General features: G+C 65.5%; 15 protein-coding genes. 5 read left to right on the forward strand and 10 right to left on the reverse strand.

The genetic code is table 11. The annotated features are described in order from the left end of the window. Positions 1 to 9: 9 nt before the first annotated feature. Both Q8Q80_RS17790 and rpsU read right to left on the reverse strand, forming a co-directional pair. Positions 10 to 465 (reverse strand): GatB/YqeY domain-containing protein, encoded by a 456-nt coding sequence (locus tag Q8Q80_RS17790; protein ID WP_305634203.1) that lies wholly within the window; start codon positions 463 to 465, stop codon positions 10 to 12. A gap of 117 nt (positions 466 to 582) precedes the next feature. After that, complete coding sequence (rpsU, locus tag Q8Q80_RS17795; protein WP_008061479.1) at positions 583 to 795, reverse strand: 30S ribosomal protein S21; 213 nt, start codon at positions 793 to 795, stop codon at positions 583 to 585. 129 nt (positions 796 to 924) lie between these two features. On the opposite strand from rpsU, the gene tsaD reads away from it, so the two are divergent. Beyond that, on the forward strand, positions 925 to 1,935 hold the full coding sequence (gene tsaD, locus Q8Q80_RS17800) for a tRNA (adenosine(37)-N6)-threonylcarbamoyltransferase complex transferase subunit TsaD (RefSeq protein WP_305634204.1): 1,011 nt from the start codon (positions 925 to 927) through the stop codon (positions 1,933 to 1,935). A 10-nt stretch (positions 1,936 to 1,945) separates the two neighbouring features. On the opposite strand, the gene plsY is transcribed toward tsaD, so the two are convergent. After that, entirely contained in the window at positions 1,946 to 2,560 is a 615-nt protein-coding gene (gene plsY / locus Q8Q80_RS17805) for a glycerol-3-phosphate 1-O-acyltransferase PlsY (protein WP_305634205.1), read from the reverse strand. Positions 2,561 to 2,623: 63 nt separating this feature from the next. On the opposite strand from plsY, the gene Q8Q80_RS17810 reads away from it, so the two are divergent. After that, on the forward strand, positions 2,624 to 2,983 hold the full coding sequence (locus Q8Q80_RS17810) for a dihydroneopterin aldolase (protein WP_069039234.1): 360 nt from the start codon (positions 2,624 to 2,626) through the stop codon (positions 2,981 to 2,983). Here Q8Q80_RS17810 and Q8Q80_RS17815 read toward each other — a convergent pair. Together Q8Q80_RS17815 and Q8Q80_RS17820 are read right to left on the reverse strand one after the other, a co-directional pair. Further along, entirely contained in the window at positions 2,922 to 3,467 is a 546-nt protein-coding gene (locus Q8Q80_RS17815) for a methylated-DNA--[protein]-cysteine S-methyltransferase (protein ID WP_305634206.1), read from the reverse strand. The genes Q8Q80_RS17810 and Q8Q80_RS17815 overlap by 62 nt on opposite strands. Continuing rightward, positions 3,464 to 4,048: a chalcone isomerase family protein gene (locus Q8Q80_RS17820; RefSeq protein WP_305634207.1), complete on the reverse strand. Its 585-nt coding sequence runs from the start codon at positions 4,046 to 4,048 to the stop codon at positions 3,464 to 3,466. Before Q8Q80_RS17820 ends, Q8Q80_RS17815 begins: the two co-directional genes overlap by 4 nt. 284 nt (positions 4,049 to 4,332) lie before the next feature. On the opposite strand from Q8Q80_RS17820, the gene Q8Q80_RS17825 reads away from it, so the two are divergent. The 3 genes from Q8Q80_RS17825 to ybaL all read left to right on the forward strand — a co-directional run bounded on the left by Q8Q80_RS17825 (position 4,333) and on the right by ybaL (position 8,828). After that, the gene (locus Q8Q80_RS17825; protein ID WP_371132786.1) at positions 4,333 to 5,619 is read left to right on the forward strand and encodes a tetratricopeptide repeat protein; all 1,287 of its coding nucleotides are present in this window, start codon (positions 4,333 to 4,335) and stop codon (positions 5,617 to 5,619) included. Positions 5,620 to 5,628: 9 nt separating this feature from the next. After that, positions 5,629 to 7,029: a FecR family protein gene (locus tag Q8Q80_RS17830; RefSeq protein ID WP_305634209.1), complete on the forward strand. Its 1,401-nt coding sequence runs from the start codon at positions 5,629 to 5,631 to the stop codon at positions 7,027 to 7,029. A gap of 140 nt (positions 7,030 to 7,169) precedes the next feature. Then, positions 7,170 to 8,828, forward strand: a complete 1,659-nt coding sequence (gene ybaL, locus Q8Q80_RS17835) for a YbaL family putative K(+) efflux transporter (protein WP_305634210.1) — start codon at positions 7,170 to 7,172, stop codon at positions 8,826 to 8,828. Positions 8,829 to 8,841: 13 nt separating this feature from the next. On the opposite strand, the gene Q8Q80_RS17840 is transcribed toward ybaL, so the two are convergent. The 5 genes from Q8Q80_RS17840 to leuS form a co-directional block, all read right to left on the reverse strand. After that, complete coding sequence (locus Q8Q80_RS17840; protein WP_305634211.1) at positions 8,842 to 9,438, reverse strand: MarC family protein; 597 nt, start codon at positions 9,436 to 9,438, stop codon at positions 8,842 to 8,844. 192 nt (positions 9,439 to 9,630) lie between these two features. Further along, positions 9,631 to 10,887, reverse strand: a complete 1,257-nt coding sequence (locus Q8Q80_RS17845; protein ID WP_305634212.1) for a glutamate-5-semialdehyde dehydrogenase — start codon at positions 10,885 to 10,887, stop codon at positions 9,631 to 9,633. Between the two features lie 518 nt (positions 10,888 to 11,405). After that, on the reverse strand, positions 11,406 to 12,410 hold the full coding sequence (holA, locus tag Q8Q80_RS17850; RefSeq protein ID WP_305634213.1) for a DNA polymerase III subunit delta: 1,005 nt from the start codon (positions 12,408 to 12,410) through the stop codon (positions 11,406 to 11,408). Between the two features lie 5 nt (positions 12,411 to 12,415). Next, positions 12,416 to 12,931, reverse strand: a complete 516-nt coding sequence (gene lptE / locus Q8Q80_RS17855; protein ID WP_305634214.1) for an LPS assembly lipoprotein LptE — start codon at positions 12,929 to 12,931, stop codon at positions 12,416 to 12,418. 14 nt (positions 12,932 to 12,945) lie between these two features. Continuing rightward, the gene (gene leuS / locus Q8Q80_RS17860; RefSeq protein WP_305634215.1) at positions 12,946 to 15,582 is read right to left on the reverse strand and encodes a leucine--tRNA ligase; all 2,637 of its coding nucleotides are present in this window, start codon (positions 15,580 to 15,582) and stop codon (positions 12,946 to 12,948) included. Positions 15,583 to 15,623: the final 41 nt, after the last annotated feature.

Consider the following 15,623-nt stretch of genomic DNA (forward strand, 5'->3'; position numbering starts at 1 on the left):
CGCGCCCGGTCAGCCGCCAGCGCCGCCGAGTGCGGCCTTCACGAGCGCCGACGCAGCGGCCATGTCGGTTTTGCCGGCCAGCTTCGCCTTCAGCGGACCCATGACCTTGCCCATGTCTGCCGGACCGGTTGCGCCGACAGCGGCAATCACCTCGGCGATGACTGCACGAACCTCGTCGGCGCCCAGTTGCTGCGGCATGTAGGCGGTCAGGATTTCGAGCTCGGCCTTTTCCGCGTCGACCAGATCCTGGCGGCCTGCGCTTTCAAACTGGCTGATCGAGTCGCGCCGCTGCTTGAGCATCTTGTCGATGACTGCGGTGACCTGCGCTTCGTCGACAACGATTCGTTCATCGACTTCCTTCTGCTTGATCGCCGAGAGCAGCAGGCGAATCGTGCCCAGACGCGCACTGTCCCGGGCGCGCATCGCCGACTTCATGTCTTCGGTGATCTGGTCCTTCAGGCTCATGGTCGAGTGCTCACAGCGAAACGGTTGGAGGGGCGCAACAAACACAAAAAGCCGAAGGCGCTAGCGAGCGCATCCGGCTTTTCGATTCAAGCCCTGCAGCCTTGCAGGGCCCGGCGATCAGTACAGCTTCGGCGGCAGGGTCTGGCTGCGCAACCGCTTGTGGTGGCGTTTGACCGCGGCGGCCAGCTTGCGCTTGCGCTCGGCGGTGGGCTTCTCGTAGAACTCGCGTGAGCGCAGTTCGGTCAGCGTGCCTGCTTTTTCGATGGTGCGCTTGAAGCGACGGATTGCCACTTCGAACGGTTCGTTTTCCTTGACGCGAATACCCGGCATGCAACAGCCCTCAATGGCGCGCCCGCTTCTCTGGATGAAAGCGAACGCATAACGGAAAGCCGATGAGTATATCGCCTAGTAGGCGGTGTGCCAAGCCTGACCGACGTTGCGCCCCGTACAATATCGGCCATGTGGATACTTGGCATCGAATCGTCGTGCGACGAAACCGGTCTGGCGCTCTACCATGATGTGCGCGGGCTGGCGGCGCACGCCGTGCATTCGCAGATCGACCTGCATCAAGCTTATGGCGGCGTGGTGCCCGAACTGGCGTCACGCGACCACGTGCGGCGCATCGTGCCACTGTTCCGTCAGGTACTGGCGGAGGCAGGTATCTCCGCAGGCGACATCGATGCGGTGGCCTACACGGCCGGACCGGGCCTGGCCGGGGCGTTGCTGGTTGGTGCAGCGTTTGCGGAGTCGCTCGCGCTGTCGCTGGGGCGGCCCGCGATCCCCATCCATCACCTTGAAGGTCATCTGCTGTCGCCGCTGCTGTCGGCAGACCCGCCAGCGTTTCCGTTCGTTGCACTGCTGGTGTCGGGCGGCCATACGCAGCTGATGCGGGTGACCGGCGTCGGCGCGTATGAGTTGCTGGGCGAAACGCTGGACGACGCGGCAGGCGAGGCGTTCGACAAGACAGCCAAGCTGCTCGGCCTGCCCTACCCGGGTGGTCCGGCGCTCGCTGCACTGGCTGAAGGAGGTGTAGCTGGCCGGATGAAGCTGCCGCGTCCGATGCTCGGCAGCGGCGATCTCGATTTCAGTTTTTCAGGCTTGAAGACCGCAGTTCTCAACACGGTCAACAAGGGCGTCGAAGACGCTGCCCGGGCAGACCTCGCGGCCGAATTCCAGGAGGCGGTGGTCGACGTGCTGGTCGCAAAATGTCTTGCCGCGCTGCGCCACACCCGCCTGAACCAGCTGGTCGTGGCCGGAGGCGTCGGTGCAAACCGGCGCCTGCGCAGCCGGCTCGATGTCGAGCTCGCGCAACGTCGCGGTCGCGTGTTCTACCCGGAACTGGAGTTATGTACCGACAACGGCGCGATGATTGCCTTCGCCGGCGCGTTGCGGCTGGCGGCTGGCCTTGCGCAACATTCTGCGGGCGGCGAAATCGCCGTGCGGCCGCGCTGGGCGCTCGATACGATCTGATCGCATCGCGTCATCCTGCGGCGGTTTTCTTGCGCCCGATGCGGCTTTCGCTGCCATTCATCAGGCGACGGATGTTTTCGGCGTGGCGCCAGATCAGCAGCCCGGCCATCGCTGCGAATGCGCCGCACACCACTGCAGAGCCGGTGTAAAGCAGGCCGGTGATCGGCGCGCTGCATGCGGCGAGCAGCGCGGCGAGCGACGAGTAACGCGTGACCACGACGACGCCGATCCAGATGCCGAGCGCGATCACGCCTGCGGGGGGTACGGCAACCAGCATGACACCGGCCGCCGTCGCAACACCCTTGCCGCCGCGAAAGCCCAGCGTGGCGGGAAAAACATGGCCGACAAAAGCCGCAACGCCCGCCAGCAGGGCCATGGTGTCACCCATGCCCAGCGCTCGCACCACCCATACGGCAACGCACCCCTTCAGCGCGTCACCGAGCAGGGTGAGGACTGCCGCTTTCTTGTTGCCGGAGCGCAGTACGTTGGTGGCACCCGGGTTGCCCGAACCATAGCTGCGCGGATCGGCAAGTCCGAAAATCCTGCTGGTGATGACGGCGAAGGGGATGCAGCCGAATGCGTAGCCGATGACGAGAGCGAGGGCGATGCTTGAAGCGGTATTCACGATATGTGACGGGCCCGACGTAGAATCCGGCCATTCTAGTTCCACACGGGCAGCGCGCGAGACATGGACTGCATATTCATCGAAGGCATGAAGGTGACCGCTTCGGTCGGCATCTACGCGCGCGAGAAGGCGCATACGCAGCAGCTGGAAATCAGCATGACCTTTGGCGTGCCGGATGCCGCGGCCGAAAACGACGACATCAACGACACCATCGACTACGCCGAAGTGGTCAATCGCATCCGTGCCGAACTGGGCCAGCGACACTTCAATCTGCTGGAAACGCTGGGCGAATTCGTCATCCACATGATGCTCGAAGACTTCAAGGCTCCATGGGTGAAGATATCGATCGCCAAGACCGGCATCATGAAAGACGTGCGTCAGGTCGGCGTGACGATAGAGCGGGGCCGTTCGCCGACAGCCTGAAGCCACCCGCCGCGGCCTCGTGCGCAAGAAGCCAGCGTTTGATGCCGGGCAGGAAGCCGGCGGTCGAATGCGCGAAGCCACCCAGGCTGCCGCCGGCCGCAACGATGCGGTGGCAGGGGATCACGATGGGAAACGGGTTTGCGCCGCAGGCGCCGCCGACCGCGCGTGGCGAACTGCCGATCTGTGCAGCGACTTCACCATAGGTCAGCGTGCAGCCCGGCGCAATCGTCCGCATCAGCTGCCAGACCGCGCGCTGGTGTGCCGTGCCGGCGGCGGCGAGCGGCAGGTCGAACGGGGTCAGCGGATCGCGCAGATACGCCGTGAGCTGGGTAGTGACTTCGCGGCCAAGGGCACAGCGCGCACTGCGCGTCAGCCCGGCAGGGAGAAATTCGATGCCGGCAACCGTGTCTGCTGCCAGACGTACGCCCAGTGCGAAGCCGGGTGCGCCAACGATGACGTCCCAGTCCTCGCCGGTCGTGCTCATGGTGCGGAACGGCCCGCCAGCAGCTGTACCTTCAGATCGTCCTGTGTGGGCACCGGGCCGATCCACACTGCGAGCAGGCCGCGATAGAAGTCTTCGCCCTTGATCAGCGTGGACGAAGGCTGGCCATCGACCACGATGCGCGTGCCGCGGCCGGGTATCCAGTCCAGCGCCAGCCGGCTACCCGATTTCACCGACCCGATCGCCAGAACCTGTTGCGAAAAAGCCTTGATGCGCGGCTGCATCGCTTCGTACTCTTCGCGCGGCAGATTTTTCTTGATGCCGCGGATCAGCGGCTTGTTGAAATGTTCGGCTGGTACATCGATCATGGACACGATCTCGATCCGTTTGGCGCCCGGCACCGCCATGGCACTGTCGAGACTGTCGGCGGGCGCACCCAGGTAGAGCCCGATGGCATAGGCCTTGAGCGAATAGAGGCTGCGAATGCCTTCGCCATTGAGTTTCAGTGGCGCATCGGCGACGCGGGTGACCGGTTCGAAGCGCAGTGTCGCGGGCTCGGCGGCATGCAGCGGAACGGCCAGGCAAAACAGGAAAATGACCAGCGCGAGGACGCGTGACGGCATGCGGAACTCCGTTTGGGCGAGCCGCCGATTATCCCGCGCAGCCGGACGATGGCAACGCCGAAGTGGAGAAGATGACAGATTTGTTGGGGAAAGAGCCTTAAAAAACGATCGCAACATATTGTTTTTTATGTCTTGAGGTGCAAAGATCGAGGGCCTGAATATTCAGTTGCCGCATGTTTCGGCGGCAGGGAGAGCACATGAGAACAACGAAGAGGTCAGCGTGGCATACCCGTCGGACGTCCGCTTCGGGTCTGCGAAGATGGCTGTACCTTCCGGCTATGGTGTTGTGGCTGGGTAGCCAGGCGCATGCGCAGTCAGTGACCGAGCAGGCGGCGGCACACATCGAAGCCGGGCGTCACGCAGCGGCCTACGCCCTGCTGGCGCCGCAGGAAAGCGAGCGTGCCGGCGACCCGCAGTTCGATCTGCTGCTCGGCATCGCGGCGGTTGAAACCGGTCGTCATACACTGGCGGTGTTCGCACTCGAACGCGTGCTCGCGCTGCAGCCGGACAACGCGCGTGCCCGCGCCGAAATCGGCCGCGCCTATCTCGCGCTCGGCGAATCGGCGAGCGCGAGGCGCGAACTGCAAGCAGTGCGCGGACAGAATGTGCCGCCGGAGGTCGCCCGCTCACTCGACCGTCTGCTGTCGGCGATCGACCGCGCGCCGGCCGAACCCAAGCCGTCATTCGCCGGCTTCATCGAGGCGGCCGTCGGTCGTGATACGAACGTCAACAGCGCCACATCGGCTGGCTCGATCGCGATTCCGGGACTGATCGGCGACTTCACGCTGACCGGCGACAGCCGCAGCCGCGACGCCTGGTTCTCGTCGCTCGCCGGCGGCTTCAATGCGCGCATTCCGGTCAATCGCGAGTGGGCGGTGGTGGGCGGTGTGTCCGGGGCCGGTCGATTCAATGGTGGTGAATCGCGCTTTGACACGATGGCGGTCGACGGCAATGCAGGCGTCGCCTGGACACGTGGCGCCAACCGCGTCACCGCGGCGTTGCAGGGCGGCATCTTCGAGGTCGACAATGACAAGTTGCGCGACTACACCGGTCTGAGTCTGCAGTGGCAGCACACGCACAATGCGCGCAACCAGACGACCGCCTTCATGCAGCATGTACGCCTGCGCTACGACGGCAGCAACGACGTGCGCGACGTCAACCGGAACATCTACGGCGTCGGTCACGCCCATGTGCTGCAGGGTGGCAAGACGATGATGTTCGGCAGCTTCTATCTGGGCAGCGAAAACGGTCGCAACGATCTGCCTTCCGGCGTCAATATCGCCAGCACCGATGTCATCGGCTTCCGGGTTGGCGCCCAGCACACGCTCGATCCGCGCTGGCTGCTGTTTGGTGCGCTGGCTCACGAAGCACGTGATTACGAGAATGCCGATCCCTTGTTCCAGCGCGTGCGTGACGATACCTTGACCACGCTGTCGCTCGGCGCAACCTACGCGCTGACCGAGCGCTGGTTGCTGACGCCGTCGGTCACGCTGATGCGCAACGATTCCAGTTTCAGCATCAATGATTATCGCCGCGGCGTCGCGCAGTTCGCCGTGCGGCGTACGTTCTAGGAGACCGCCATGATCCGGATTTTCAGGCCAGTCCCGCTGGCGCTCGCCATGGCTGGCGCGTTTCCGCTCGCCGTGAATGCCGACAGTGCGGCGCGCGTCGAATTCACCGCCGGCGAAGTCCGCGCGGTCGCCGCCGACGGACGCAGCCGTCCACTGACGCGCGGTGCGCAGGTGGGCAGCGGCGACACCATCGACACCGGCAGCGGGCGTGCCCAGATGCGCTTCACCGACGGTGCGCTGGTATCGCTGCAGCCGCAGACACAGTTCCGTATCGACCAGTACGCATTCGCCGGCAAACCGGACGAGGACCGCGGCTTCTTCAACCTGCTCAAGGGCGGTCTGCGCACCATCACCGGGCTGGTCGGCAAGGCGAATCGCAGCAACTACAAGCTCACCACCTCGGTAGCCACCATCGGCATCCGCGGCACTGAGTTCTCCGTGGCCTACGGCAACAGCATCAATGTCACGACCGGCGATGGCGCCGTCGATGTCTGCAACGGTGCCGGCTGCCTGACGGTCGAAGATGGCCAGAGCGCCTATGTGGCCGACCAGAACACGATGCCGGTCATCATCGAGGTGAAGACCGACCTGCCGCCGCCGCCGCCATCGAATGCGTCGGGCGGCGTCGAGCCCCCGGTGAGCAATGAGGTGTTTCTCGTCGGCGAGGAACGCGACGACGACGGCGATCTGGTCACGCTTGACGGGCTGGACCCGCAGGGTGACCTGCAGTCGGGCGACGGCTATTACGTGTATGGGCAATACACCGAACAGTACGGCGGCTATGGCGGCCTGGTCACACTGACCGGTGTCACCACGATCATCGAAGGCAGCGCACTCAAGTCAGCCGACGACGGTGACGGCGCAATGCTGACTGCGGGTACCGTCGCGCAGTCGGCACAGGATGGCATCATCGGCTGGGGCCGCTGGGCCAGCGCGTCGTGCGCCGGCTTCTCGTGCGATGGCGACGACATCGTCGACCTGCATTACGTCACCGGTCGTGCCACGCCGGATCTGGCAGCGCTCGGCGGCATCAGCGCCACCTACAATCTCAGTGGCGCAACGACGCCGACTGCGTCGGGGGGCGCGCCGGGCGGCGCGGTCAGCGGTACGCTGCTCGCCAACTTCACAAACTACACGGCTGATCTGGATCTCGGCGTCACCGTCAGCGCGGTCACGTTCAATGTTTCCGGCTCAGGGTCCATCAATTCAGGTACGGCAGCCTTCGCCGGTTCCTTCGACAGCTGCAGCGGCTGCGGCAGCACACCGAACGGCAGCTTCCATGGTTTCTTCGCCGGGCCTGCAGCGGAGCGGGCCGGGGTTGTGTACTCCTTCGACAGTTCCATCGGCGGCATCGACAAGGTGACTGGCGCCGCGGTATTCACCCGGGGCGTTTCAGGCCTCGACAACTGACGGCTCAGTCTGCTTGCAGGCCCGGGCATTCCCGGGTCGCCGCCCCCCAGGCTTTTTGCGTCATGGTCCGACGCGGCGCGAACGATCTCCGCGCCGCGCGGTCATGCTCCGTCGGCAGATAAAAACGGACACCACGCAAGATGCCCCATCACACTCCGCTGATCACGACCATCGTCGGCGGTCTCGTACTTGCCTTCATCTTCGGCTCGCTGGCGCACCGCTTTCGCATGCCGCCGCTGGTTGGCTACCTCGTCGCCGGCATCGCGGTCGGTCCGTTCACGCCCGGCTTTGTCGCCGATGTCGCGCTGGCGCAGGAACTGGCCGAAATCGGCGTCATCCTGCTGATGTTCGGCGTCGGCCTGCACTTTTCGCTGAAGGACCTGATGTCGGTAAAGGGCATCGCCATTCCGGGGGCGATCGTGCAGATCGGCATCGCCACGCTGCTCGGCATGGCACTGGCCTGGGCGATGGACTGGACCGTCGGGGCGGGCATCGTATTCGGGCTGGCACTGTCGGTCGCCAGCACGGTTGTGCTGCTGACGGCGCTGCAGGAGCGGCGGCTCGAAACCACCCGACGCGGGCGCATCGCCATCGGCTGGCTCATCGTCGAAGACATCGCCATGGTGCTGGCGCTGGTGCTGATCCCCGCCTTCAGCGGCCTGCTCGGCGGGCAGGGTGATGCGCTGAGCGGCGATGCGCTGCTGAAGACCCTCGCCATCACGCTGGGCAAGGTGGCCGCTTTCGTCGTCGTCATGCTGGTGGTCGGACGCCGGGTGATTCCGTGGACGCTGGAACGCATCGCCGATACCGGCTCGCGCGAGCTGTTCCGGCTCGGCGTGCTGGCCATCGCACTTGGCTTCGCACTCGGCTCGGCCTATGTGTTCGGCGTGTCGTTCGCGCTCGGCGCATTCTTTGCCGGCATGATCCTGAGCGAATCCGAACTGTCGCATCGCGCGGCCGAGGAATCGCTGCCGCTGCGCGACGCGTTTGCCGTGCTGTTTTTCGTATCGGTCGGCATGTTGTTCGATCCGTCCATCGTCGTGCGCGAACCGCTGCTGGTGCTTGCCACCGTGTTCATCATCGTCATCGGCAAGTCGATTGCCGCAGCGGCCATCGTGCGTGCCTTCGGCCATCCGCTGAGCACGGCGCTGACGGTGTCGGCCAGCCTGGCCCAGATCGGCGAGTTTTCGTTCATCCTCGCCACGCTGGGTCTGTCACTGGGGCTGCTGCCGGAAACCGGGCGCGACCTGATACTGGGCGGCGCCATCATTTCCATCCTGCTCAATCCGCTGCTGTTCGTTGCGCTTGACAGGCTCAAGCCGTGGCTGGAAGCGCGCGAAGGCACCGCGAGCGCGGTTGCGCCGGCCCCCACCGCTGTGACCGAGATCAACGGTCATGTCGTGCTCGTCGGCTTCGGCAAGGTCGGTCACCGCATCGTGATGGCGCTTCTGGAAAGCGGGCACAAGGTGGTCGTCATCGAAGACCACGCGGAAGTGGTCGAGGCGTTGAACGGTGACGGCATCCCGGCGCTGTACGGCAATGGTGCCGCGCCCGGCATGATGGAGGCGGCGCACATCGAAAGCGCGCGTTTCCTGCTGGTCGCCATTCCGGATGCGCTGGAAGCCGGCCAGATCATCGAGCATGCCCGGCGCATCAACCCGGACATCGAGGTGATCGCGCGCGCCTACACCGATGGCGAACTGGCGCACCTGGAAAAGCACGGCGCGACGCACACCGTCATCGGTGAGACGGAGATCGCGCGCGGCATGGCGCAGCGGGTGATCGACGCGATGATCTGAGACACAGGACGTCTCAAAGAGTGTCGATGAAGTTGCGGATGCCGGCCAGCAGCATTTCGATCGAAATTGCGCACAGCAGCAGCCCCATCAGACGCTCCAGCGCGGCCGTGCCGCGCTCGCCGAGCCGGCGGATCAGCGGGCCGGCGGCCAGCAGCACGACCGTGGTGACGGCCATTGCGGCGCTCATCGCGCCCAGCCACGTGTAGAAGCGCTCCGGCTCGCGCGACACCAGCAGCATCACCATGGCCATCGCCGACGGGCCGGCGATCAGCGGAATCGCCAGCGGCACGATGAACGGCTCGCCACCCGACCACTCGCCGAACACCCCATCCGGCTGGTGAAAGATCATGCGCAGCGCGATCAGGAACAGCAGCACGCCTCCGGCGATGCCGAGCGAAGTTTCCGACAGCTGCAGCACACGCATGACGGATTCGCCGGCGTACATGAACAGCACCAGCGCCAGCCAGGCCGCGCAGCACTCGCGCAGGATGACCCGCCGGCGACGTTCCCGCGGCACGTCCTTCATCAGCACCGTCATCACCGGTGCGTTGCCGAACGGATCGAACAGCAGCAGGAGCAGGATGCTGGCGGACAGGAAGCTATCGGACATTTTCGGGAGTCAGTGCGTGGGGTGGATGTTGGGCATCGCTTCGCTCACCCCAACCTACGGCGATGCCGGGTGACACGGTGCTGTTGGGCATCGCTGCGCTCACCCCAACCTACGGCGATGCCCAACAAGACTTCCCGAAAGACTCGCCTCTCGCCGAAGCACGGACGATCACCCCGGCAGCGGTACGGACCTTCAGGCCCGCACCTGCCCGTCCCCCAGCACCACCCATTTCTGGCTGGTCAGGCCGTCCAGGCCGACCGGGCCACGCGCGTGGATCTTGTCGGTCGAAATGCCGATCTCTGCGCCCAGTCCGTATTCGAATCCATCGGCGAAGCGGGTCGATGCATTGATCATGACCGACGCCGAATCGACCTCGCGGATGAAGCGCATCGCCCGCGTGTGATTCTCGGTGACGATGGCGTCGGTGTGCTGCGAGCCCCAGCGGTTGATGTGATCGATCGCCTCATCGAGCGAATCGACGATGCGTACGGCAAGGATGGGCGCCAGATATTCGGTCGCCCAGTCGTCGTCGGTGGCAGCCGTCATCGCCGGCACCAGTGCGCGGGCGCGCTCGCAGCCGCGCAGTTCCACGCCCTTGCCGAGGTAGATGTCGGCCAGCCGGCCGAGCACGCGCGGCGCCGCGGCGACATGCACCAGCAGTGTTTCCATCGTGTTGCAGGTGCCGTAGCGATGGGTTTTCGCGTTGTCGGCAATGCGCACCGCCTTGTCGTCATCCGCCTGTTCGTCGATGTAGACGTGGCAATTGCCGTCCAGATGCTTGATCACCGGCACCTTCGCATCGCGCGAAATGCGCTCGATCAGCCCCTTGCCGCCGCGCGGCACGATCACGTCGACGAACTGCGGCATCGTGATCAGCTCACCCACGGCCGCGCGGTCGGTGGTGGCGACCACCTGCACTGCGGTTTCCGGCAGACCGGCGGAGACCAGACCGTCGCGCACGCAGGCCGCGACCGCCTGATTGCAGCGCGCCGCTTCCGAGCCGCCGCGCAGGATGGCGGCGTTGCCGCTCTTCAGGCACAGCGCGGCCGCATCGGCCGTCACGTTCGGCCGCGCTTCGTAAATGATGCCGATCACGCCCAACGGTACGCGCATCCGGCCCACCGTGATGCCGCTCGGCCGGCGCTTGAAATCGGTCATTTCGCCGACCGGATCGGGCAGCGCGGCCACCTGTTCCAGACCGGTCGCCATCGCTTCCACGCCCTTGGCGGTCAGCGTCAGGCGGTCGATCATTGCCGCGTCGAGGCCGTTGTCGCGCGCGGCGGCTACGTCGGCCGCATTCGCTTCGAGCAGCTGCGGTGCGCGCTCACGCAGCAGTGCGGCGATACGCATCAGCGCATCGTTCTTCACCGCGGTCGACGCCTGCGCGACGACGCGTGACGCGGCCCGGGCCTGACGGCCCAGCGTATTCATGTAGTCCTTGATGTCCATCGTGTGTCCTGAAATGCTCTGTAATGTTGACTGCGGGTAAAGGCGGATGAAAGCAGAAAGCGCGGCAGCGTGCCACCGGTTTCTGCCGGAGGAGGGGGGGCGGGCGATGTCGTTGGGCATCGCTGCGCTCACCCCAACCTACGGGTCGGGTGCGGGTGCGGTGATGAGGAGATGTCGATGGGGCGCTCTGCGACGCAGGTCGGGGCGGGTGCGGTGTGGTGTGTTGGGCATCGCTGCGCTCACCCCAACCTACGGGTCGGGCGCGGGTGCGGTGATGAGGAGATGTCGATGGGGCGCTACTGCGACGCAGGTTGGGGCGGGTGCGGTGTGGTGTGTTGGGCATCGCTGCGCTCACCCCAACCTGCGGGTTGGGCGCGGGTGCGGTGATGGAGCCAGTTTGTTAAGGCGATAACGCTGCGCAGGTCGGGACGGGCTCGTCTTTGTAGGTTGGGGTGAGCGCAGCGATGCCCAACAGCAACCCGTCCCCCATACACATCCACATGCACCCATGGCAAAACTCAGCGCGCGCACACCCGTAGCGCGATCTGCAGGAACTCGTCCCACACATCGCCGCGCGCAACACCCTTGATCATGCGGTCGAGCCGCGCCGCCTGCATCAGCGCCGTACGCGTGGCGGCGGATGACAGCCGCGCCAGCGCGCGCCGGTAGGGCGACTGCCGGGCGCCGAAGATGCGGGCAGTGGCCAGTGCTTCGTCGGCACTGCGGCCGGCGTCCATTTCAGCCCGCGCCGTCGCCAGCGTGCGCAGCTCGGCCACGATGATCCACAGCACCAGCGGCGCGGCCACGCCTTCGGCGCGCAGGCCGTCGAGCAGCCGGCTTGCCCGTGCTGCATCGCCGGCGAGCAGCGCCTGGCGCAGGTCTTCCACGTCGTAGCGTGCAACGTCCATCACCGCGTTGCGCACTTGCTCGAGTGTGAGTTCGCCCGGCGGATGCAGCAGCCCGAGTTTCATCACTTCCTGATTGGCGGCCAGCAGATTGCCTTCGACATGGGTCGCCATGAAGTCGAGCGCCTCGCGCCCCGCGCTCTGTTGCTGGCGCGCCAGACGCGCGGCCAGCCAGTCCGGCAGGCGGTCGAGCGGCGGTGCGTTCAGCTCCATCACGACGCCGGTCGCCGACAGCGCGGCAAACCAGGCGCTCTTCTGCGCCTTCCAGTCCATCTGCGGCAGCGTGATCAGCGTCACCGTGCCGGCGGGCGGGCTGGCGGCGAAGCGCGTCAGCACGTCACCGCCATCACGCCCCGGCTTGCCGGTGGGAATACGCAGGTCGATCAGCTTGTCGCCACCGAACAGCGACATATTGCCGGCCGCTTCGGCCAGCGCCGACCATTTGAAGTACTGCGTCACCACCAGTACCTCGCGCTCGGTGAAGCCGCGCGCACGCGCCGCGGTGCGGATCGAATCCGCCGCTTCGATGACCAGCAGCGGCTCGTCGCCGTGCAGCACGTAGAGCGGCGCGAGCGTGCCCTTCAGGTGGCTGTCGAGCTGTTCGGCGCGCAGCTGCATGCGGGTCAGGCGGGCTTCTTCTTGATCGCCTGCAGTCGGCGCAGCAATTGCTGCACGACATCGCCCTGCATTTCGGCGTACAGCAGCTGTTCCTCTTCCTGCTTGGCCAGCACTTCGACGTCGTTGGACGTGATGTCGCGGCGGACTTCGATGGTCGACACCGGCGCGATTTCCTCGCCCTTCGGGCTCCGGACCTTGAAACCGAAGCGCTGTCGCAACTGGTATTCACGCACCCGGCCGGCGGAATTCAGACTCAGGATGACCTTCTCGACGCGGTTTTCCGTGATGTCGATGACTGCATCGGCGTCCTTGAGCTCGTCGGTGACGCGGGTCGTGCTCTGCGCGTTGATCGCACGCCGGATCTGCGCCGTCATTTCGGCGTAGGGGCTGGCATTGATGAACACGGTTGCGAACGGCAGGTCACGCACGCCGCGCAGGTGGAAGCCGCAGGCGCCGAGCAGCAGCGCACTGCCGGTGGCGGCGACAAGGCTGCGGCGGGCCTTGAAATCAGGGGCGGTCACACGTTTCTCCCGCGTCAGCACACGATGTTGATCAGACGGCCGGGCACCACGACAACCTTCTTCGCCGGCTTGCCTTCCATGAATTTCTGCGCCGCCTCGCTGGCCAGCGCCTGCGCTTCGATGACGTCCTTCGCCGCGTCGGCGGCCACGCGCAGGCTGCCGCGCAGCTTGCCATTGACCTGCAGCACCAGCTCGATTTCGTCCTGCACCAGCGCCGCGTCGGCCGGTTCGGGCCACGGTGCGTTCAGGATATCGTCGCCGAAGCCGCAGTCGCGCCACAGCACATGCGTGATGTGCGGACAGATCGGCGACAGTACGCGCAGCAGCATCGACAGACCTTCGCCGACCACTTCTGCCGCGAGCGCGCCGTCGCGCGGCGCCTTCTCGAGCGCATTGAGCATTTTCATCGCGCCCGACGCGACGGTGTTGAATTGCTGCTTGCCCAGATCGTAGCTGGCCTGCTTGAGCACCAGATGCAATTCGCGCCGCAGATCGGCCAGCGCAGTCGGCAGCTTCGCGCCGTCGAGCGTGGGGCGGGCCGGCATCCGGGCGCGCAGGTCGGCGTCGAATCCCTGTGCGAAGGCCCACACCCGCTTCAGGAAGCGGTGCGCGCCCTCGACTCCGGCGTCGTTCCATTCGAGGGTCTGTTCCGGCGGGCTGGCGAACATCATGAAGAAGCGTGCCGTGTCGGCGCCGAACTCGTCGATGATGGATTGCGGATCGACGCCATTGCGCTTGGACTTTGACATCGTGCCCATGCCCTGGAAGTCGACCGGCTGGCCGTCGGCGATCAGCGTGGCCCCCGTGATGCGGCTGGCGTCGTCGCGCAGCGGCGTCACCTCTTCCGGCGCGTAGTACTCGATGCCGCCCTTGTCGGTGCGGCGCGAATAGATGTGGTTCAGCACCATGCCCTGGGTCAGCAGGCGGCCGAACGGTTCGGTCACGGTCGTCAGCCCCATGTCGCGCATCACCTTGCACCAGAAGCGCGAATACAGCAGGTGCAGGATGGCGTGCTCGATGCCGCCGATGTACTGGTCGACCGGCATCCAGTAGTTCGCGCGCTCATCGACCATCGCGCCATCGTTGCCGGCCGAGCAGTAGCGTGCGTAGTACCAGCTCGAATCGACGAAGGTGTCCATCGTGTCGGTTTCGCGCTTCGCAGGCGCGCCGCAGGTCGGGCAGGTGACGTGGATGAAGTCGTCGCGTTTCAGCAGCGGATTGCCCGAGCCGTCGGGTATGCAGTCTTCCGGCAGCACCACCGGCAACTGATCGTCCGGCACCGGCACGTCGCCGCAGTGGTCGCAGTGGATGATCGGTATCGGGCAGCCCCAGTAGCGCTGGCGCGACACGCCCCAGTCGCGCAGCCGCCACTGGATCTTCTTTTCGCCCCCTTTTGCGGCGAGATCGGCCGCCACCGCGTCGACCGCCGCTTCGTAACCCAGTCCGTCGTACCGGCCGCTTGCGGTGCACACGCCGTCCTTCGACGCGTACCACTCGGCCCATGCATCGGTCGAGAACACCTTGTCGCCGAGCGAAATCACCTGTTTGATCGGCAGATCGTATTTCTTCGCGAAGCCGAAGTCGCGCTCGTCATGCCCCGGCACGGCCATCACCGCGCCGTCGCCATAGCTCATCAGCACGTAGTTGCCGACCCACAGCGGCACCGCTTCGCCGGTCAGCGGATGCACGACGGTCAGTCCGGTCGGCAGGCCTTCCTTTTCCATGGTCGCCATGTCGGCTTCCATCACCGAGCCGTGCTTGCACTTTTCGATGAAGGCGGCCAGTTCGGGATTGTTGCGTGCAGCGTGTGTGGCCAGCGGATGTTCCGCGGCCACGGCGCAGAAGGTGACGCCCATGATGGTGTCGGCGCGGGTGGTGAACACCCACAGCTTGCCGTCGTCGATCAGCGCGCCCGCGTCGTCGCGGATGTCGTGCGTGAAGGCGAAGCGCACGCCGGTGCTCTTGCCGATCCAGTTCGCCTGCATGGTCTTCACGCGCTCGGGCCAGCCCTCAAGCGTGTCGAGATCGTTCAGCAGTTCATCGGCGTACTGCGTGATGCCGAAGTAGTAACCGGGAATCTCACGCTTTTCGACCGGCGCACCGGTGCGCCAGCCGCGGCCGTCGATCACCTGTTCGTTGGCCAGCACGGTCTGGTCGACCGGGTCCCAGTTCACGACCTGCGTCTTCTTGTAGGCAATGCCCTTCTCCAGCATGCGCAGGAACAGCCACTGATTCCACTTGTAGTAGGACGGCTGGCAGGTCGCGAGTTCGCGGCTCCAGTCGATGGCGAAGCCCAGCGACTGCAGTTGCTGCTTCATGCAGGCGATGTTGTCGTACGTCCACTTCGCCGGCGGCACAGCGTTCTTGATCGCCGCGTTCTCGGCCGGCAGGCCGAAGGCGTCCCAGCCCATGGGCTGCAGCACGTTGTAGCCGCGCATGCGGTGAAAACGGGTCAGCACGTCGCCGATCGTGTAGTTGCGCACATGGCCCATGTGCAGCTTGCCCGACGGATAGGGGAACATCGACAGGCAGTAGTACTTCGGCTTCAGCCCGTCCTCGACGGCGCGGAAGGCCTGCGTGTCGTCCCAGTAGCGGCGGGCGGCGGATTCGACTGTGGACGGCTGATAAGCGGAGGTCTGTTTTTCTTGCATGACGCGGGCTGCGGCGGAAGGTTTTGGCGCCGGACTGGCGC

This window comes from Methyloversatilis sp., assembly GCF_030698125.1.
Classification (GTDB): domain Bacteria; phylum Pseudomonadota; class Gammaproteobacteria; order Burkholderiales; family Rhodocyclaceae; genus Methyloversatilis.